20 protein-coding genes are annotated in these 17,585 nt (G+C 70.3%); 8 read left to right on the top strand and 12 right to left on the bottom strand.

Features of this window, described 5'->3' with window-relative positions; genetic code table 11:
• Nucleotides 1-7: 7 nt before the first annotated feature.
• The 3 genes from AB0L64_RS10815 to AB0L64_RS10805 are packed head-to-tail and all read left to right on the top strand — an operon-like array spanning nt 8 to nt 3,728.
• Nucleotides 8-1,549 (top strand): aldehyde dehydrogenase family protein, encoded by a 1,542-nt coding sequence (locus AB0L64_RS10815; protein WP_363709962.1) that lies wholly within the window; start codon nt 8-10, stop codon nt 1,547-1,549.
• Nucleotides 1,546-2,718, top strand: coding sequence for an FAD-binding oxidoreductase (locus AB0L64_RS10810; RefSeq protein WP_363709961.1), 1,173 nt, complete (start codon nt 1,546-1,548; stop codon nt 2,716-2,718). Before AB0L64_RS10815 ends, AB0L64_RS10810 begins: the two co-directional genes overlap by 4 nt.
• Nucleotides 2,718-3,728 (top strand): ornithine cyclodeaminase family protein, encoded by a 1,011-nt coding sequence (locus tag AB0L64_RS10805; RefSeq protein WP_363709960.1) that lies wholly within the window; start codon nt 2,718-2,720, stop codon nt 3,726-3,728. The genes AB0L64_RS10810 and AB0L64_RS10805 overlap by 1 nt, the downstream gene beginning before the upstream one ends.
• A 300-nt stretch (nt 3,729-4,028) precedes the next feature.
• Here AB0L64_RS10805 and AB0L64_RS10800 read toward each other — a convergent pair whose 3' ends face one another.
• The 7 genes from AB0L64_RS10800 to AB0L64_RS10770 all read right to left on the bottom strand — a co-directional run bounded on the left by AB0L64_RS10800 (nt 4,029) and on the right by AB0L64_RS10770 (nt 8,976).
• The gene (locus AB0L64_RS10800) at nt 4,029-4,772 is read right to left on the bottom strand and encodes an SDR family oxidoreductase (protein ID WP_363709959.1); all 744 of its coding nucleotides are present in this window, start codon (nt 4,770-4,772) and stop codon (nt 4,029-4,031) included.
• The gene (locus AB0L64_RS10795) at nt 4,769-5,248 is read right to left on the bottom strand and encodes an SRPBCC family protein (RefSeq protein WP_363709958.1); all 480 of its coding nucleotides are present in this window, start codon (nt 5,246-5,248) and stop codon (nt 4,769-4,771) included. Before AB0L64_RS10795 ends, AB0L64_RS10800 begins: the two co-directional genes overlap by 4 nt.
• A complete protein-coding gene (locus AB0L64_RS10790) occupies nt 5,245-5,592 on the bottom strand; it encodes a metalloregulator ArsR/SmtB family transcription factor (protein WP_363709957.1) in 348 nt (115 codons plus the stop codon). The genes AB0L64_RS10795 and AB0L64_RS10790 overlap by 4 nt, the downstream gene beginning before the upstream one ends.
• Nucleotides 5,593-5,625: 33 nt before the next feature.
• Complete coding sequence (locus tag AB0L64_RS10785) at nt 5,626-6,255, bottom strand: hypothetical protein (RefSeq protein WP_363709956.1); 630 nt, start codon at nt 6,253-6,255, stop codon at nt 5,626-5,628.
• Nucleotides 6,256-6,332: 77 nt separating this feature from the next.
• Nucleotides 6,333-6,536, bottom strand: coding sequence for a hypothetical protein (locus AB0L64_RS10780; protein ID WP_363709955.1), 204 nt, complete (start codon nt 6,534-6,536; stop codon nt 6,333-6,335).
• A 14-nt stretch (nt 6,537-6,550) separates the two neighbouring features.
• Nucleotides 6,551-7,963 (bottom strand): aromatic amino acid lyase, encoded by a 1,413-nt coding sequence (locus AB0L64_RS10775; protein ID WP_363709954.1) that lies wholly within the window; start codon nt 7,961-7,963, stop codon nt 6,551-6,553.
• On the bottom strand, nt 7,963-8,976 hold the full coding sequence (locus AB0L64_RS10770; protein ID WP_363709953.1) for an ornithine cyclodeaminase family protein: 1,014 nt from the start codon (nt 8,974-8,976) through the stop codon (nt 7,963-7,965). Before AB0L64_RS10770 ends, AB0L64_RS10775 begins: the two co-directional genes overlap by 1 nt.
• A 63-nt stretch (nt 8,977-9,039) precedes the next feature.
• On the opposite strand from AB0L64_RS10770, the gene AB0L64_RS10765 reads away from it, so the two are divergent.
• Nucleotides 9,040-9,744, top strand: a complete 705-nt coding sequence (locus AB0L64_RS10765; protein ID WP_363709952.1) for a hypothetical protein — start codon at nt 9,040-9,042, stop codon at nt 9,742-9,744.
• Here the strand turns inward: AB0L64_RS10765 and AB0L64_RS10760 are convergent.
• The 3 genes from AB0L64_RS10760 to AB0L64_RS10750 all read right to left on the bottom strand — a co-directional run bounded on the left by AB0L64_RS10760 (nt 9,741) and on the right by AB0L64_RS10750 (nt 11,326).
• A complete protein-coding gene (locus tag AB0L64_RS10760; RefSeq protein ID WP_359940485.1) occupies nt 9,741-10,127 on the bottom strand; it encodes a pilus assembly protein CpaE in 387 nt (128 codons plus the stop codon). The two genes, AB0L64_RS10765 and AB0L64_RS10760, sit on opposite strands and share 4 nt — an antisense overlap.
• 85 nt (nt 10,128-10,212) lie before the next feature.
• A complete protein-coding gene (locus AB0L64_RS10755) occupies nt 10,213-10,581 on the bottom strand; it encodes a hypothetical protein (RefSeq protein ID WP_363709951.1) in 369 nt (122 codons plus the stop codon).
• Between the two features lie 19 nt (nt 10,582-10,600).
• A complete protein-coding gene (locus AB0L64_RS10750) occupies nt 10,601-11,326 on the bottom strand; it encodes a M15 family metallopeptidase (RefSeq protein WP_363709950.1) in 726 nt (241 codons plus the stop codon).
• Nucleotides 11,327-11,502: 176 nt separating this feature from the next.
• On the opposite strand from AB0L64_RS10750, the gene AB0L64_RS10745 reads away from it, so the two are divergent.
• Together AB0L64_RS10745 and AB0L64_RS10740 are read left to right on the top strand one after the other, a co-directional pair.
• Complete coding sequence (locus AB0L64_RS10745) at nt 11,503-12,861, top strand: histidine kinase (RefSeq protein ID WP_363709949.1); 1,359 nt, start codon at nt 11,503-11,505, stop codon at nt 12,859-12,861.
• Nucleotides 12,858-13,598, top strand: a complete 741-nt coding sequence (locus AB0L64_RS10740; protein WP_359940679.1) for a response regulator transcription factor — start codon at nt 12,858-12,860, stop codon at nt 13,596-13,598. Before AB0L64_RS10745 ends, AB0L64_RS10740 begins: the two co-directional genes overlap by 4 nt.
• A 267-nt stretch (nt 13,599-13,865) precedes the next feature.
• Here the strand turns inward: AB0L64_RS10740 and AB0L64_RS10735 are convergent, their stop codons facing one another.
• Nucleotides 13,866-14,870: a transcriptional regulator gene (locus tag AB0L64_RS10735; protein ID WP_363709948.1), complete on the bottom strand. Its 1,005-nt coding sequence runs from the start codon at nt 14,868-14,870 to the stop codon at nt 13,866-13,868.
• A gap of 61 nt (nt 14,871-14,931) precedes the next feature.
• On the opposite strand from AB0L64_RS10735, the gene AB0L64_RS10730 reads away from it, so the two are divergent.
• Together AB0L64_RS10730 and AB0L64_RS10725 are read left to right on the top strand one after the other, a co-directional pair.
• Nucleotides 14,932-16,098, top strand: coding sequence for an epoxide hydrolase family protein (locus AB0L64_RS10730; protein ID WP_363709947.1), 1,167 nt, complete (start codon nt 14,932-14,934; stop codon nt 16,096-16,098).
• The gene (locus tag AB0L64_RS10725; RefSeq protein ID WP_363709946.1) at nt 16,095-17,192 is read left to right on the top strand and encodes a winged helix DNA-binding domain-containing protein; all 1,098 of its coding nucleotides are present in this window, start codon (nt 16,095-16,097) and stop codon (nt 17,190-17,192) included. Before AB0L64_RS10730 ends, AB0L64_RS10725 begins: the two co-directional genes overlap by 4 nt.
• On the opposite strand, the gene AB0L64_RS10720 is transcribed toward AB0L64_RS10725, so the two are convergent.
• Nucleotides 17,189-17,530, bottom strand: a complete 342-nt coding sequence (locus AB0L64_RS10720) for an MmcQ/YjbR family DNA-binding protein (RefSeq protein WP_363709945.1) — start codon at nt 17,528-17,530, stop codon at nt 17,189-17,191. The genes AB0L64_RS10725 and AB0L64_RS10720 overlap by 4 nt on opposite strands.
• Between the last annotated feature and the right edge of the window lie 55 nt (nt 17,531-17,585).

The raw sequence follows: 17,585 nt of genomic DNA, 5'->3' as shown, positions 1-17,585 counted from the left end.
GTGGCGGATGTCCGAGGTGCTGTCCGTTGTCGGTGGCGAACGCGTGGCGGAAGCGGTACGGCGTACTCCGTCGACCAACCCCGCGCGGCTGAGTGAGGTCGTCGGGACTGTCGGCAGTGCCGGGCCGGAGGTCTTCGTGCGGGCTGCTTCCGCGGCGCGGGCCGCGCAGCCGGGGTGGGCCGGGACGCCGGCGCCGCAGCGGGGCCAGGTGATCTCGAACGTGGGCCGGTTGATGACTCTGAACAAGGAGCGGCTGGCCGCGCTCGTCACCCGGGAGATCGGGAAACCGCTGGCCGAGGCGCTCGGCGAGGTGCAGGAGATCATCGACACCTGCGACTTCTTCCTCGGGGAGGGCCGCCGGCTCTACGGGCAGACGGTGCCGTCGGAGATGCCGGACAAGCAGCTGTTCACGTTCCGGCGGCCGGTCGGAACGGTTGCCGTGATCACAGCCGGAAACTTTCCGGTCGCCGTTCCGTCCTGGTACATCGTCCCGGCACTGCTCTGCGGAAACACCGTGCTGTGGAAACCGGCGGAATATTCCGCGGTCGTTTCCGACGCGTTCTACGAGATCTTCGCGCACTCCGGGGTACCGGCCGGGGTGTTCAACGTCGTCTACGCGGACGGTCCGGACACGTTTTCCGGTCTCGAGCAGGCGTTGCAGGCAGGGCTGATCAACAAGGTCGGGTTCACCGGGTCGAGCGCGGTCGGCACGCAGATCGGCGAGCTGTGCGGGCGCCACCTGCAGACACCGTGCCTGGAGCTCGGCGGAAAGAACCCAATGGTGATCACCGAGGACGCGGACCTCGACCTGGCCGTCGAGGGCGCGCTGTTCTCCGGTTTCGGCACGGCGGGACAGCGGTGCACGTCCTTGGGGACGGCGATCGTGCACCGGTCCGTGTACGACGAGTTCCTGGACCGCTTCGCCCGGGCGACCGCCGAGGCGGCGATGGGCGATCCGACGCAGGACGTGCTGTTCGGGCCGTTGCTGGACGCGAAGTTCGCCGCCGGGTTCGAGAAGTCGCTGGGCTGGATCGCGGCGCACCATCGGGTGATCGGCCGGGTCGGCCGGGTGACCGCGGAGAACCCGCGGGCCGGGTTCGTCGGCGATCCCGGCGCCGGGTTGTTCTACCACCCGACGATCGTGGCCGGGGTGCGGGCGGACGACGAGCTGTTCCTGAACGAGACGTTCGGCCCGGTGGTCGGCGTCACGCCGTACGGCACGCTCGACGAGGCGATTGCGTTGGGCAACAAGTCCGGGTACGGATTGTCCAGCTCGATCTACACGACCGACCCGAACAAGGCGTTCCGGTTCGCGCAGGGCATCTCGGCGGGCATGGTGAGCGTCAACAACTCGACGTCCGGCGCCGAGGCGCATCTGCCGTTCGGCGGGAACGGGAAGTCGGGCAACGGGTCGCGGCAGAGCGGCGTGTGGGTGCTCGACCAGTTCACCCGCTGGCAGTCGATGAACTGGGACTACTCGGGCAAGCTCCAGAAGGCCCAGATGGACACCGAGACGGTCGAGGCCGACCTCACCTTCCAGCTCCCGTGACCGACCCGGGCCTGCCGGAGTCCGCCGAGGTGGTGATCGTCGGCGGCGGCGTGATGGGCACGAGTATCGCGTTCCACCTGGCCGAGGCCGGCGTGCGGAACGTGCTGTTGCTGGAGAAGGACCAGCTCGGTTCGGGCTCCACCTGCAAGGCGGCCGGCGGCGTCCGGGCGAACTTCTCCGACGAGGTGAACATCGCGCTCGGCGCCCGCAGTCTGGAGGCGTTCGCGCGGTTCGGCGACCGCCCCGGTCAGGAGATCGACCTGCACCGGGTCGGCTACCTCTTCCTCCTGGAAACCGCCGAGCAGGTCGAGCATTTCCGCGAGAGCACCGACCTGCAGAACAGGCTGCAGGAAACCGCTGGATCACCGACCCGAATGGTGTCGGTGGACGAGGCGGTTTCCTTGGCGCCGATCGTCGCGTCGGACGGGCTCGTCGGCGCCTGCTTCTCGCCCACTGCCGGACACTGCACGCCGGAGTCCGTCGTGCTCGGGTACGCCTCGGCCGCCCGGCGGCTGGGCGCACGGCTGGTGACCGGCTGCGAAGTACTGGGAATCGACGCTGTGGGCAACCACATCTCCGTGGTGCGGACGAGCGGCGGCGAGGTCCGGACCGGGACGGTGATCTGCGCCGCGGGCGCCTGGTCGGCGCGGATCGGCGAAATGGCCGGCGTCGGACTGCCGGTGGTCCCGCTGCGGCGGCAGATCGTCGTCACGGAGGCGATCCCGGGCCTGCCGGCCAACTTGCCGATGACGATCGACTTCGGCACGACGTTCTACTTCCACCGCGAAGGCCCCGGTCTGCTGGTCGGGATGTCCGATCCCGACGAGGAGCCCGGATTCCACCTGAACCGGACCGACACCTGGATCCCCCGCCTGACCGAGGCGATGGCCCGGCGGGCGCCTTCGCTGCTGGACGTCGGGTTGAGCGGCGGATGGGCCGGCCTGTACGAGGTGACACCCGATCACAACGCGCTGATCGGCGAGGCCGGCACGGTGTCCCGTTTCCTTTATGCCACAGGCTTTTCCGGCCATGGATTCCTGCAGGGCCCCGCGGTCGGCGAGGTGATCCGGGATCTCTACCTCGGCCGGGAGCCGATCGTCGACGTCGGCCCGCTGGACGCGCGGCGGTTCGAGCAGTCCGGGTCGCGTGCCGAGCGGAACGTCGTCTGATGACGCTGCTGTTCACCCGCTCGGACATCCTGCGATCACTCGAGATCCCTGCCGTTCTCGACGCGTTACGGTCCGGCTTCGGCGCCATCGCGGACATCGACCCGTTGCGCGTCCGAACCGGCCTGCCCGGTCCAGGTACGGCGACCGCGCTCCTGCCCGGACTGATGCCGGGGATCCCGGCGTACACCGTGAAGGTCAACGCCAAGTTCCCGGGCGCCACACCGGCGCTTCGGGGTGTCGTCTGTCTCCACGACCTGACCGACGGCACCCTCCTCGCCCTCCTCGACAGCTCCACCATCACCGCCTGGCGCACCGGCCTGGCAGCCGCTCTCGCCACGGATGTCCTGGCCTCAGCAGGAACGCCCGAGGGCACGGGCGGTGTGGGTCGAGGCGATCGCACGGCCGTACAGGCTGAGCAGCCCGATCAACGCCGTACGCGTGGTGTCGCCGTCGGGGTGGTCGGGGCCGGGGCGCAGGCCGCCATGGTGCTTGCCGGTCTGACCGCCCTCCGGCGGGTCGATCGCCTCGTCGTGCAGGACGTCGCACCAGCGCGGGCGGCAGAATTCCTCGCCGGTCAAGGGATTCCAGGTGTTGTGGTGAATGACCCGAGAGCGGTCGCCGCGGCGGCGGATGTCGTTGTCCTCGCCACCTGGTCGCGCGAGCCACTGCTCACGGCGGCCGACGCTCGGCCCGGCCTTCACCTCACCACGTTGGGCGCCGACGAGCCCGGCAAGGTCGAGCTCGACGCCGGGCTGCTGTCGGCCGCACGCGTGGTGGTCGACGACCGCGCGCTCGCCGTACAGATGGGTGCCCTGGGCAACGTCGGCCTCGGCGCCGACGCTGCCGTGACACTGACGGACGTGCTGACCGGCGCGGTCGCGGGACGGCGATCGGCCGAGGAGATCACCGTCTACGCGCCGGTCGGTCTCCCCTGGCAGGACCTCGCGATCGCCTGGACGGTCTACCAAGCCGCATCCGGCCACGTCCGCACCATCGACTTCCTCAGCTGAGCCTCCAACGCAGGTTCGGGTCCCAACTCGCCCGGCCCAGCGCTCGAGCTGAGCCAGCCATCTGAGGGGTTGACCCCTGAGCTTGCCGGTTGTCCCTGCGGCAGGCGAGCGGTCAACCGGCCAGCTGAGGGGTCAACCCCTCAGTTGTGCAACCCCGATGCCGTGCAGTGCCGGGGTCGCCGCGCCGTCGGCTCGCCGGCTCGTTCTGGTCGCGGTGCGGGGCAGTGGGAGCGGCTCCCCAGTTGACTCGCGCCACGAGCTCGGCGCCGCGTAACAACCTCAACCTCTCTGGCGAGGGCACTAGTTGACGACCGCGCCGGCGGTGATGTTCAGGGCTGTGCCGGTGATGGAGCGGGCGAGGTCGGAGGCGGCGAAGACGGCGGCGGCGCCGACGTCGGACAGGGTGGCGGCGCGGTTCAGCATCGTCTGGGCGGCGGTGTGCTCCGCGACCTCGCGCCGGAAGTCCTCCGGGTAGGTGTCCGGGTTCGACTCCGGGATGCCGTTGGTCTGCAGCGTGAGCACCCGGATGCCGTGCGGGCCGAGCTCGGCGGCCAGCGTCCGCCGCATCGCCTCGACGGCGCCGAATCCGGCCTGGAAGGCACCGAGGTTCGGCGCCGGGTCGCCGTACCCGCCGAAGGTCAGGATCACGCCGGAGCCCTGCTCGACCATCCGCCGGGCGGCCGCGCGGGACGTGAGGTAGTACGTGCGCAGCATGTTCCGGACCGGTTCCTCGACCTCGACGAGGGACAGGTCGATCAGCGGCTTCCCGAAGTACTGCCGGTGGCCGATCAGGTTGAACGAGATGTCGATCCGGTCGAGGGTGGCGACATGTTCGTCGACGGAGGCCTCGTCGAGGGCGTCGACGACCGCGATCTCGGCCTTGCCGTCGTTCACGCGGATCTCGTCGGCGACCCGTTCCAGGCGTTCCGCCGTCCGTCCGGCGAGGTGGACGGTCGCGCCCGCGGCAGCGAACGCCTTCGCGACCGCGCCGCCGATCGGTCCGGCCGCGCCGTACACGACCGCGGACTTGTTCTCGAGCATCATGAGTGGGCCTCCTCGGCCAGTTCGGTGACGAGGGCGTCGAGGTTCCGCATCGAGGCGCGGAGACCGCGCTCCATCCCGCCGTCGACGTACAGGTCCCGGTCCTCGACGGCGAAGAACACGGTGTTCTGCGTCAAGGTGGTGACCCCGTCGGCCTCGTCGAAGGTGATCAGATTCAGGTAGACGGTGCCGGGCGCCTGGTCGAACTCGTACGTCTGCACGATCCGCTCCGGCGTCGGCGACCCGTGGTACAGCCCGTGGAAGGCGTAGCCCTTGCCGTCGCTGTCGTAGTGCGTCCACCGCCAGCGCCCGCCGTGCCGCGGGTCGAGCTGGTTCACGACCAGCTTGAGCCCGGCCGGCCCGAGCCACCGCTTCACCAGCTCGGGCTCGGTGTACGCACGGAACAGCAGGTCCCGCGGCGCGCGGAACTCCCGGACGACGACGACCTGCGGCACGCCCGGCTCGACGACGATCTTCACGACTCCCCCTGCAAGTCGTCGAGCAGGTCGTCCAGACGGTCGAAGCTCTCCGTCCAGTAGCCGCGGTAGTCCATCAACCAGCCGACGGCCGCCCGGAGCGGCTCCGCCTCGAGGTGGCTGAGCCGGGCGGTCGCGCGCTGCGAACGGCTGATCAGACCGACCTGTTCGAGCACCTTCAGGTGCTTCGAGACGGCCGGCTGCGACATGCTGAACGGCGCCGCCAGCTCGGCCACCGTCGCGTCGCCGCGCTTCAGCCGGGTCAGGATCGCCCGGCGGGTCGGGTCGGCGAGCGCCGCGAAGACACCGGTCAACCCGTCTTCATAACCAGTTGGTTTCAGAACCATGTGGTTAAGAATGCGCGGCGACCTCGGCCGGCGTCAAGGGCGCCGGTGCTCCCACTTGGCCGGATCGCACCAGGACGGGTCGATGCCACGGTCGATGCAGTACTGCCGGAGGATCTGCTCCCGGGTCGATGGGCGGCTGGTCGGACGCGACGACGTCACCGGCGTACTGACAGTCGCGCGGGTCGGCGTCGGCGCGCTCCGCTCGGGAGTCATGGTGGTCGACGTCCGGGTCGGGCGCGGAGTCGGCCGCTTGGCCGGCCCGGACGTCGCGGCCTTCTCCGGCACCACGATCGTCCGCGGTGGCGTTTGCTGTACGACGGGAGTCGTCGAACTGGCCGGCGGACCGGCGGACGGCGTTTCCGCCGCGAACGTGACGGCCGCGGGGTCGTCCGATCCGCCGCCGAACAGGCCGATCACGGACACTGCCCAGATGTTCACCGCGATGAAGACGAGCAGCGACGCGGCCCCGGCGTACGCGGCCCGACGGGACGGAGCGCCGTACCGGCCGATCGGGCCGAGCACCGCCTTGCCGTTGCCGTCACGCCAGAAGTGCCATCCCGGCGGCGCCGGCGGCCAGGACGGATCCGGGCGCCAACTCTCCGGCGGGATCCAGTTGCGCCGGGGCGGAATCGGCCAGTTCGGCGGTGCCACGAACCGCTTCAAGAGAACTCCTCCACTCCACCCGACACGACCCTCGCACCATGCCAACGACACAGACCCCACGCGAGCTACTTGCAGCTTCACCACGAGGTGCGTGTCGACTGGCTCTTCCGATCAACCCGCACCGAGCGGAGCGGGATCAGCTTGTCCCCGGTGCCGCACCCGAGCTCCAGGACGCGCCCACCGTGCCGAGCAACCGCGGCCCGGTAGAAGTCGACCGCCGGCCCGCCACCCGGAAACATCAGGTCGTACAACCGCGCGTGAGAGTAGAACTCTCGACTCACCAAACACCTCCTCCTCAGTTGAAGTGAATGACGTTGGTCAGCAGGCGGGTCAGGTCTTCGCCGAAGGGGCGGTCGGTGGTGATCGGCGGGATGACGGCGTCGACCGAGTGCATCAGGTTCTGGAGGCCTGGTGGGATTTGGCGGGTCGACAGGGCGAAGGCTTGGCGTACGGCGAGGAGTTCGCAGGCGAGGGTGGTGCGGGTCAGGCGGATTGCCTCGAGGAGGTTGCCGGCCGCTTCCCAGGAGAAGGTCTGGACGTCCTCCTGGCCGTTGGACGTCTCCGCCGTACTGATTGCCGTCGGCAACGTCAGGCGGCGAAGCTGGTGGGTGGTGGCGACGGCGCGTTTGTGGACGGCGACCAGGCCGGCCTGCGGACCGGGATCGTGGGCGAGCTGCGCGGGCAAGCCCGTGACCGCCGGGTCGAGCAGGCGGTGCAGCCGCGCGGCCGAGACCTCCGCGGCGTGCGCCAATGCGGCGGTCAGGTGATCGCAGGACGCCGCGAGCTCGATCCCGTGGAAACCGGCGGTGCTCACGAACTCGCCGTCGAGGTACGCCGGGGAGTCCGTCACGCCGCTGAACGCACTCTCGATCGCGCCGGCCAACTGCCCCACCGTGCGCCGCACATGCGCCACCACGTGTCCCGCCACCCGGAACGAGACCGGCGCCTGGAGACTCCGCGGCTCCGCTTCGGGACCCGCGAGCTCCCGCAGCCGCGCCAGCTCCGCCGCCAGTACGTCGTCCCCACGTCCTGCGGCCCGGTGGTACGGATCCCGGCTGGCCCCGACCACCGCGATCGCCCCCGCCCCCACGGCCGTGAGCGGATCAGCAAGCTTCCGCGCACGATCCGCGGCAAGAGCCGCGCGCCCGGTCGCCCCGGGAATACCCGCCAGCAAGGCGATCCCTTCCTTCGCCCCGAGCTCGAACCCCGGCAACACCCCGGCCGCGGACCGCACGCCCGAGCCGTCTTGAACCCATCCGAGGCCGACCAAGGGGCCAGCGGCGTGGGCCAGCGGGATGATCTCGCCGGCGGACCCGGCGCCCTCGGCGGGGATCGCCGGAGTGAAGCCGCTGTTGATCAGGGCCGCCAACTGGTGGATCAGGTCGACAGAGACCGCAGCGTCGCCGGTGAGGAAGGTGCGGAGGCGGGCGATCAGGACCGCGCGGGCCTCGTCGGGCGGGAGCCAGGGCGGGCCGCCGACAGCACGGCCGAGCAGCAGGTTGTGTTGGTGGACGCGCTGTTCGGCATCGGTCAGGCGGATCTTGCTGAGGTTCCCCATGCCGGTGTTCACGCCGTACACAGGCTCGCCGGACCGGAGCGTTTCCAGCGCGGCGCCGCGGATCGCGGCCAGGCGGTCGAGGAGGGCCGGCGCCAGCTGGATCGGTTCCGGGCTCGCCGGGTCCAGGTCGGCGGGATCGTCGACGATCATCAGTGGAACCGCAGCATCGTACCGGCGTCGGCGGCTTCGGCGCGGCGCAGGATCAGGTGGGCGATCGCGACGTCCAGCAAGGACAAGCCGCGATGCCAGAAGAGGTTGCGCTCGGCATCGTTCTCGCGACCGGGTCTGCGGCCCGCCACGATCTCCCCGATCTCGGCGTACAGCGTCTCCGGCGACAGCCGCCCGCTGTCCACGTGCCGGCGCAGCGATCCGAACCGCCCGGACCGCGCCTCGCGCCAGTCGTCCACGACGACCTTGTCCATGACGTCGAGCAGGTCGAGCTCGACCGCCGACACGGTCCCGTACGGTACGACGAACGCGCCCGGCCGCACCGCCGCCGTACGCAGCAGCGGCTCGGGCTCGGTCAGCCGCGTCGCCTCGACCAGGACGTCGGCGCCGTCGAAGGCCTCCGCCGCGGTCGCACACACCCGCACCGGCGTGGTCAGCTCCGCGGACAGGTCCGCCGCGAACGTCTCCCGCGACTCCGGCCGCCGCGACGTCACCCGGATCTCGTCGAGATCGAAGAGGTCGTCGAGCATGGTCACGTTCCACCAGGCCGTGCCGCGGGCGCCGGCGTGCGCGAGGATCTTGCTGTCCCGCCGGGCCAGGTGGCGGGCGCCGACGGTCGTCATCGCCCCGGTCCGAGCCGCGGTGATCATGGTCGCGTCGAGAACGGCCAGCGGTACGCCGGTGGCCGGGTCGAACAGGGTCGCCATCGCGAGCTCGCTCGGCAGGCCCCTGCGGTAGTTCGGCACGAAGTCGCCGACCACCTTCACGCCGGAGATCCCGTGCTCGCCGAGGCCGTCGAGGTGCCCGCGGAGGATGTTGAAGTGCCCGATCCCGCCGTTGTCCGGGGTGAGGTGCACGCGCGGCTCGAAACTGGTCCGCCCCTCGCCGTGCTCGCGTACCGCGTCCTCCACGGCGTCGACGATCTCCCGCCGGGTCAGCCCCAGCCCGTCGATGTCCGGACCGCTGAGGAACCGCAGCCAGATCCCGTCCGTCACGTGGCTCCTTCGGTTGCCGTCGGTCGATACTTTAGTTTCACGCCGTCACGTTACGTTCGTGCCATGGGGTCGACGACTGCGGATCGCACGGTGATCGGGCACTCCGCCGCGGACAAGGCGTTGCTGTTCGGCGGGCTGCCGCTGGCCGGACTGGTGCTCGGGTTCTTCCTGCCGCGGATCGCCGACTGGGCGGAGGGGCGCGAGTGGGTGCCGTTCCAGGGCCCGTTGCGGTTGATCGCGGCCTGGGACAGCTGGTGGGTCGCGGTGATCTGCGTGGCCGTCGGGCTCGTGGGCGGCGTACTGCTCGCCGGGATGGCGCTGGACGACACGTTGAAGGTCACGATCACCGGCCAGTCGGTCGAGTTCCTGAAGAACCAGACCACCGTCACCGTGCCGCGGGTGAAGGTCGCGGTCGCGTTCCTGGACGGCAAGGAGATCGTCCTGCAGGACGTGTCGTCGAAGGAACTGGCCCGCGAGAAGCACGACCAGTTCACGTCCGAGAGTCCGAAGATCGCCGCCGCGTTCCGCGCGCACGGCTACCCGTGGTCGGAGGCCGGCGACCCGCACGCGTCCGAGTTCCGCCGCTGGGTCGAGGCCGATCCGGACCTGTCCCCGGCGGCCAACGCGCTGCTCAGGGCCCGTTCCAAGGCGTTCGACCAGGGCGACAAGGGCAAGGCCGACCTGCGAGAGCTCCGCGGAGAGCTCGCGGGCCTCGGCTACAGCGTCAAGGACAAGGACAAGAAGCAGTACTGGCGCGCCACAGGCTAGGCGTCCAGCAGTTGGAGGACCGCTTCGGCGTAGGCCTGCTCAGCGTCGTCCGCGGTGCAGGAACCGCTGGTCAGATTGACCCGGTAGCCGTCGGGCGTGGCTTCGAGGGACCGGAAGTGCGGGCCGAGGAGAGCGCGCAACTGCTCCTCGCGCGGAAGCCAGATGACTTCACGCTGCTCGATGCTGTCCAGGGCCCACTCGGTGGTGCCGTTGAAGCCGATCACCTTGCTGCCCTGGTAGTCGTGCACCTCGACGGTCATGTCGCTCACCACGAACACGTCCTCGTCCATGTCGCGGTCCGGTACGACGAAACGATCCCCGGCCGAGGGCGTCCACAGCACCCCGGCTTTGCGCAGTCGTCCGGCCTGCTCGATCGTGATCACCCCTCCATCCTCCCCACAGCGGGCAAACCGCGCAGGTCCACGCGAGCCGCCACCACCGAGACGCGGCTCGCGCGGAGGACGCGGGTCAGCGCTCGAGGGCGGTGCGGAGCTCCTCGGCACGGTGGGCGATGCGGTCGCGGCACTCAGTGGTGAGCGGCAGGTCGATCAGCGCGGTCGCCTGCAGATGGCTGAGCCCGAACTCGTCACGCAGGCGACGTACGGCGGTCGGGCGGTCGGCGGCGGCCCGCAGCACCGCGGCGACCTCGTCGCGACGCTCGAACGCGGCGAGGATGCCATCGTAGATCTCCAGCTGGGTGTACGCGGAACGATCCGGCTCCGGCATCGTGTGCTCCGTCTTGTCACCGGTCCGGATCACCTGGCGCCACAGGGCGGGTACGGCGAGCCGGGCGCGCGTGTAGCGCCGGGTCAAGGGCTGGGCGTAGGTCATGGTCATCGGAAGATCCCCCTAGTAATCAATCTGCCTTGGCCACCGCGTGCGGTTCGCGCGGCGGGCACTTCGTGCCGGGCGTTGTGAGCGCCTCGAAGTGCCAGGGTTCGTTGTCGTACCGGCGGCACACGCCGTACCGCCAGCCGTTCTTGTTCAGCCAGGTCATGGCGGCCGTCGGACCGATGTCCACGGCCTTGCCCTGCACGTGGGCGGAGTACTTCGGCGGCAGCACCCAGCGCGTCGCCGCCTTGTACGAGCCGTACTTCTTGATCGCCTCGTTCAGCAGCCGCTGCTGCTTCGCCGCGCTGCGCCGGCCGGAGGTGATCCGGATCGTGACGCCGTCGGCCTTCGCGGCCGCGATCGCCTTCGTCAGCCGCTTCTTCAGCGTCGGCGAGAGGCCGTCGATGCTCTCCTCACGGGAGGTCTTCGCCGGCTTCTTGGTGGGCTTCTGTGTCGGCTTCTTGGTCGGAGTCGTCGCGGTACTGGGCGGAGTCGCCGGGGTCGCCGGCGTCCTCGTCGTACGGCGCGACGGCGTCGGAGTGACGAGCGTCGTCGGCGGTTCACCGATCGCGGGTGCGCCGACCGTGGACACCACGGGCGTCTTGTCCGCGCCGAGGCCCAGCACGTCGGTGACCTGCCCGTGCCACAGCAGCAACGATCCGGCGACCGCACCGACCCCGACCACACCGATCACGGACAGCAACCGGGTCCGCGCCGCACTGTCGCGGCGCGGCGGCAGGTCGTCACTCATGGGGTACAGCCTTTCGGATCGGGGCGGCGGGCACATCGGTCCCAGGGACCGTTCTGATGCCCCATCTGTAGCCCCTGAGTATCAGTTCGGACGCCGAGCCTCCTCCAAAAGTTGGAGCGAGCGCCCGTCCGGGCAGATGAAGCTTTGGCGAACACAGGCTGACTACCCTGGGCGACGTGAAGAGTATCTGGCGCCGATTGTCGCAGGGGCAGCAGGATGTGCTGCTCGCTGCGCTCATCGGGCTGGTCTGGTTCGTCACGCTGAACTTCGTCAACGGCACCGGTCTGCGCCCGCACAACCCGGCGGTGTCGGTGGTGACGGGCGTGTTCCTGGTCGCCACGGTCGCGTTCGTCCGCCGGATCCCGCGCACGATGCTCGTCACGGTCTCGTTCCTCTACCCGTTCCTGTACGCCGCGGTCGGGACCGGCCTGGCGGCACAGCTCGGCCTGACGATGTTCGGCCAGCCCGAGATCAGCGACGCGGCGCTGCAGTCCGAGATCCACCTGGTGCCGCTGCTCGTCGTCGGGTACCTGGCGGCGTCGGCGGGCGTCCGGCGGTTCACGTGTCTGTTCTTCACGATGGGCAGCCTGGCCGGGTTGATGATCGGGCTGCCGACCGTGGTCGCGATCGTCCTCAGCCGCGTCAACCGGGCGATCCTGTACGGCGACCGGTACCGGAGCCTCCCGCGGGACGTGTCGAGCCTGTACTCGTACATCGACGTGTCACTGTTCGTGTTCGCCGAGGCACTGATCTGCGGGATGGTGCTGCTGGGTGCGGACGCGCGCCGGCGCCGCAAGTCCGTCGCACTGCTCGAGCAGCGCAACGCCGAGCTGGTCCGGCTGCGCGCGGTCGAGGCGGAGCGGGCCGCGGTGGCCGAGCGAACCCGGATCGCCCGCGACCTGCACGACGTGATCTCGCACCACGTGAGCGCGGTCGTGATCCGGGCGCAGGCCGCGGACCGGGTGGCCGACGAGCGACCCGAGGTACTGCGGGAGGCGATCCGCTGGATCATTGCCAGCGGCAAGGAGGCGCTGACCGCGATGCGTGAGACCGTCCGGGTGCTGAACACGGCCTCGCCGCAGATCGCCGGCGACACCGGATCGGGCGGCGGGACCGCGCCGGTTCCGGACCTGGCCGATGTGGCGCGGATGGGTGAACGGCTGAAGGCGGTCGGCATCGACGTCACGATGGACCTTCCGCCGCGGCAGCGGCAGCTGACGTCGGCCACCGACCTGACCGCGGTGCGGATCATCCAGGAAGCACTGACCAACGTGATGGTGCACGCCAAGGCGACCGCGGCGCGGGTGACCTGGCAGAGTGGTCCGCAGGGCGAGCTGCTGACCATCGACGACAACGGGAACGGCGGGCCGCCGCCGGTGAACGTGCTGGAGACCGCGCGCCGCAAGGAGAGCGGCCGCGGCAACGGACTGATCGGGATGCGGGAACGGGCCACAGCGGTCGGCGGCACGCTCGCCGTCGCGGCCGGCCCCCTGGGTGGATGGAGAGTGCAGGCATGGCTGCCGCCGCAGAAGTGAGCGAGCCGATCCGGATCCTGGTGGCCGACGACCAGGGCGTGATCCGGATGGGTCTGGCGATGATCCTGGACCACGAGCCGGACCTGACCACGGTCGCGCAGGCCGAGAACGGCGAGGAGGCGCTCCGGCTGATCGAGCAGCACGACCCGGACGTCGTCCTGATGGACATCCGGATGCCGGTGATGGACGGCCTGGTCGCCACCGAGCGGATCACCAGCGCCAACCGGGAGACCGGGCGCGCGCGGCCCGCCGTACTGGTGCTGACGACGTTCGACGACGAGGCGTACGTGCTGGCCGCCGTCCGCGCGGGAGCGTCCGGGTTCCTGCTGAAGGACACCGACCCGGATCTGCTGGTGTCTGCCGTCCGGGCGGTGCACCGCGGCGACTCGCTCGTCGATCCGGCCTCGACCCGGGTGCTGCTGGAGCGCTGCATGGAGCTGGAGCGCCAGGTCGACGGCGGTACGGCGGTCAGCGCGCCATCGCGACCGGACGCCCGCTGGGCCGGCCTGTTGTCCCAGCTGAGCGAACGGGAACGCGAGATCCTGGTGTGGATGGCCCGCGGTCTGTCGAACCGCGACCTCGCGACCAAGTTGTTCGTCAGCGAGACCACGGTCAAGACCCACGTGAGCTCGGTGCTGTCGAAGCTCGGCCTGTCCAGCCGGGTCCAGGCCGTCGTCGTCGCCTACGAGGCGGGCGTGGTCCGGCCCGGCGAGGCCGACGTGCGCTGGGACACCTAGGCGAACAACCAGAGGCCTACCGCGGCGGCGGCGAGCAGGATCACGACGGTCACGGCTTGGCTGAGCACCGACGCCTTGCGGCGTTGCGGCAGGAAGTCCCCGGTCACGGGGCCTCCCGTCCTGGACTGAGGAGCGGAGGGAGCGCAGCGACCGGAGCGACGAGGGAAGGACGGGAGTCACAGCCCCGTGACCCGCCGCGCCGGAGGCGTGGCATCAATGCAGTCATGATTCCAGGGTGCGTCGCGAAGACGCCGTACCCATCGGCCGTCAGGATGGTTCCGGACTACTACCAGAGGATGACCGGTCGTTGCCGGGGGCACCCGAAAGAGCAGCCCGGCGGAGACGATCGGACAAGGCGAGGAGCGCGGCCGACAGCTCCGGCGCGTCGAGGACCTCGAAGTCGACGTCCAGCAGCCCCAGATAGAGCGTCAGCATCTGGGGAGTGTCGGAGCCGAGCCGGATCAGGCAACGGTCCGGGCCGAGCTCCTCGATCTCCACGGGCAACGGCAGCTTGGCGCGGATCTCGGCGGCCGGCCCGTGCAGCAGTACGCGGGCGACGTACCGCCAGGTCGCGGTGCCGACGCCGCGCTGCAACCTCGCGGTGACCTCGGCCTCCGGCAGCTCCCGGGGCGTGAACCGCGGACCGCCGGGGATCTTCGGCGTGATCCGGTCGGCGCGGAACGTCCGCCAGTCGTCGCGGTCTGGGTCCCAGGCGATCAGGTACCAACGGCGTCCCATGACGACCAGCCGGTGCGGCTCGACCTCGCGACTGCTCGCGCTCCCGTCGTGGCTGGCGTAGTCGAAGCGCAGCCGGTGCTCGGAGCGGATCGCGGCCGCGATCGCGATCATCACGTCGGCGTCCACCTTCGGCCCGGTCGCCGGTACGGCGAGCGTCGCCGACTGCATCGCACTCACCCGATGGCGCAGACGTGGCGGCAGCACCTGCTCCAGTTTGGCCAAGGCGCGGATCGAGCTCTCGCCGATGCCCTCCACGCCTCCGTTGGCGGCCGTCCGCAGCCCGATCGCGACCGCCACCGCTTCGTCGTCGTCCAGCAGCAGCGGTGGCAGCGCGCCGCCGGCGCCCAGCCGGTAGCCACCGGTGAGACCGGGCGCGGCCTCCACCGGATAGCCGAGCTGCCGCAGCCGGTCGATGTCGGTGCGGATCGTCCTGGTGCTGACGTCCAGCCGCTCGGCCAGCTCGGGACCGGTCCACAGCGCGCGGGTCTGGAGCAGGGACAGCAACCGGAGCAGACGAGCGGACGTGTTCAGCATTTCTCCAGAATGACGCACATTGCGGAAGGAAGTCTTCCGCAGTGGCTTCTACGGTCGAATCATGACGAACACACCGGAGATCCACCCGTTCCTGATCGACATCGACGACGCCGAGCTGGCCGACCTGAAGTTCCGGCTCGAGCACGCCCGCCGGCCGCGGCCCGTCCCGGGCGACAGCGACGACTGGAGCCGCGGTATCCCCGGCGGCTACCTGTACGACCTGGCCGAGTACTGGCGGACGTCGTACGACTGGCGGAAGGCGGAGCAGGAGCTCAACAGCTATCCGCAGTACACGACCGAGATCGACGGTCAGGTGATCCACTTCTTCCACGTCCGCTCCCCCGAGCCGGATGCGACACCGTTGCTGATCACCCACGGCTACCCGGGGTCGGCGGTCGAGTTCCTGCGGCTGCTCGGGCCGCTGTCGGATCCGGTCGCGTACGGCGGCGACGCTGCCGACGCCTTCCACGTGGTCGTGCCGTCGCTGCCGGGGTTCGGGTTCTCGACCCCGTTGTCCGGCGGCGGGTGGGAGCTGGGGCGGACCACGGCGGCGTTCGCCGAGCTGATGACCCGGCTCGGGTACGAGCGGTTCGGCGCGCAGGGAGGTGACATCGGCGCCGGCATCACCGGGCATCTGGGCGCCACCGTGCCCGACCGGGTGATCGGCACGCACGTGAACAGCGACCGGGGGACGCTCAGCCTGGCCGGCGAGTTCGTACCGCTGCCGGACGACCTCGACGAGCAGGACCTGGCGGTCGTCCAGGAGGCCAAGGCGGTCTGGCAGGCGGGACGTGGCTACCTGGATCTGCAGAACCACACGCCGGACACGATCGCGGCCGGGCTGACCGATTCACCCGTCGCGCAACTGGCGTGGATCGCGGAGAAGTTCCAGCTGTGGACGGATCCGGCGAAGTCGCCCGAGGAGTCGGTGGATCGGGACCAGCTGCTGACGCTGGTGAGCATCTACTGGTTCTGCCGTGCGGGTGCGAGCGCTGCCCGGTTCCTCTACGAGGCGGCGCACTCCGATCTCGGCTGGGGTGCGCAGTCGACGGTGCCGTCCGGCTGGGCGGTCTTCAACAGCAGCCCGGTGGTCCGCCGGATCGCCGATCCGGAGCGTCGCGTCGCGCACTGGTCGGACTTCGCCGTCGGCGGGCATTTCCCGGCGATGGAGTGCGGCGACTTGCTCGTCGAGGACGTGCGCGCCTTCTTCCGTACGCTTGCCCGATGAACGCATCGATCCGCGTGCTGAGCCGGCGGGAACTCAACCGCGCGACCCTCGAGCGTCAGCAGCTGCTGCGCCGCGAGAGTGGACCGGTCGCCGAACTGATCGAGCGGCTGGTCGGGATGCAGGCGCAGGCCCCGCTGGCCGCGTACGTCGCGCTGTGGTCGAGGCTCGAGGGCTTCGACCCGGCCGAGCTGTCCACGCTGATGACCTCACGGCAGGCCGTTCGTGCCTCGCTGTTGCGGTCCACGATCCACCTCGTCACCGCCGAGGACTGCCTGATGATGTGGCGCCTCGTGCATCCGGTCGCGGACCGCGGCCTGCGTGGCGCGTTCGGCAAGCAGCTGGCCGGCGCCGACATCGACGCGGTCGTTGCGTTCGGCACGGATCTGATGAGCCGGGAACCGTACAGCCGCAGCCAGCTCCGGGAGGTGCTCGGCGAGCGCTGGCCGGATTGGGACGCGAACGCGATGGCGTACGCCGTCAGCTATCTGGCCGGCACCGTCCAGGTGACGCCCCGCGGTGTCTGGGGTGAGACCGGTCCGGCGGCGCTGCAGACGATCGAGAGCTGGCTCGGCCGGGCACCGGTCACGAATCCGTCGATCGACGATCTGGTGCTGCGGTACCTGGCGGCGTTCGGTCCGGCGAGTGTCGCCGACGTCCAGATGTGGTCGGGGCTGACGAAGTTGCGTGAGGTCGTGGACCGGCTCCGGCCCGGGTTGAAGGTGTACGCCGATGAGGACGGGCGGGAACTGTTCGACGTACCGGACGGGCCGCTGCCGGCGGCGGACACGCCCGCGCCGATCCGGTTCCTGCCGGAGTTCGACAACCTGCTGCTGTCGCACGCGGACCGCCGGCGGGTCAACCCGTTCAAGCGGGCGGTGCCGCTGCCGCCCGGCAACGGCGCCGCGATGGGCACGGTCCTGATCGACGGCGACTACGCGGCCGACTGGCGTCACCACCGCGGCGCCGACGCGAGCCTGCGGGTCACCACGCACGCGCCGGTCACGGCCGCCGTACGACACGCGATCGAGGCCGAGGCGGTCGCGCTGCTCGGTCTGATCGGCAGCAAGGACACGCCGGTGGTGGTGACGTCTTAGCTGCCGAAGAACTCGGCGCGGACCTTCTTGGGCACGCACAGCGCCCAGGCGTCGATGATCAGCTCGCGGAGCTCCTCGCGGTCGAGCGCCGCGAGGCGGACCTGGATCCACTGGTAGCGCTCGTCGGAGGGGCGCGGCGGGAAGAACTTGTCGGGCTCGGCGGCGAGTGCGGCGGCCCGCTCCTCGCGGGGGAAGCCGATGCCGATCGTCTCCTCGTCGCGGGAGACCGCGAGATAGACGATCTGGCCGACGCGGAACTTGATCTGGTCGCGGACCAGCACCTCGTAGCTGCGCGGGAGGTCCGCGGTGATGTCGCGGATATCGGTGAGATCGACCACCTTCCTACGATAGAACCTCATCGCTGACAGCTGTTGTCAGTGTTTCCGTGAGTAC

Origin of the sequence: Kribbella sp. NPDC051936, from assembly GCF_040680955.1 — a bacterium.
Classification (GTDB): domain Bacteria; phylum Actinomycetota; class Actinomycetes; order Propionibacteriales; family Kribbellaceae; genus Kribbella.
Note: the sequence above shows the minus strand (reverse complement) of the source record. Positions and strands in the feature narration are given on the sequence as shown.

Bases quoted from the DNA above. Each gene is read 5' to 3' on its own strand.
- AB0L64_RS10755 (WP_363709951.1), bottom strand. From the start codon at position 10,581: ATGACCATGACCTACGCCCAGCCCTTGACCCGGCGCTACACGCGCGCC.
- AB0L64_RS10765 (WP_363709952.1), top strand. From the start codon at position 9,040: ATGGGGTCGACGACTGCGGATCGCACGGTGATCGGGCACTCCGCCGCG.
- AB0L64_RS10800 (WP_363709959.1), bottom strand. From the start codon at position 4,772: ATGATGCTCGAGAACAAGTCCGCGGTCGTGTACGGCGCGGCCGGACCG.
- AB0L64_RS10775 (WP_363709954.1), bottom strand. From the start codon at position 7,963: ATGATCGTCGACGATCCCGCCGACCTGGACCCGGCGAGCCCGGAACCG.
- AB0L64_RS10805 (WP_363709960.1), top strand. From the start codon at position 2,718: ATGACGCTGCTGTTCACCCGCTCGGACATCCTGCGATCACTCGAGATC.
- AB0L64_RS10790 (WP_363709957.1), bottom strand. From the start codon at position 5,592: ATGGTTCTGAAACCAACTGGTTATGAAGACGGGTTGACCGGTGTCTTC.
- AB0L64_RS10815 (WP_363709962.1), top strand. From the start codon at position 8: ATGTCCGAGGTGCTGTCCGTTGTCGGTGGCGAACGCGTGGCGGAAGCG.
- AB0L64_RS10750 (WP_363709950.1), bottom strand. From the start codon at position 11,326: ATGAGTGACGACCTGCCGCCGCGCCGCGACAGTGCGGCGCGGACCCGG.
- AB0L64_RS10730 (WP_363709947.1), top strand. From the start codon at position 14,932: ATGACGAACACACCGGAGATCCACCCGTTCCTGATCGACATCGACGAC.
- AB0L64_RS10735 (WP_363709948.1), bottom strand. From the start codon at position 14,870: ATGCTGAACACGTCCGCTCGTCTGCTCCGGTTGCTGTCCCTGCTCCAG.
- AB0L64_RS10725 (WP_363709946.1), top strand. From the start codon at position 16,095: ATGAACGCATCGATCCGCGTGCTGAGCCGGCGGGAACTCAACCGCGCG.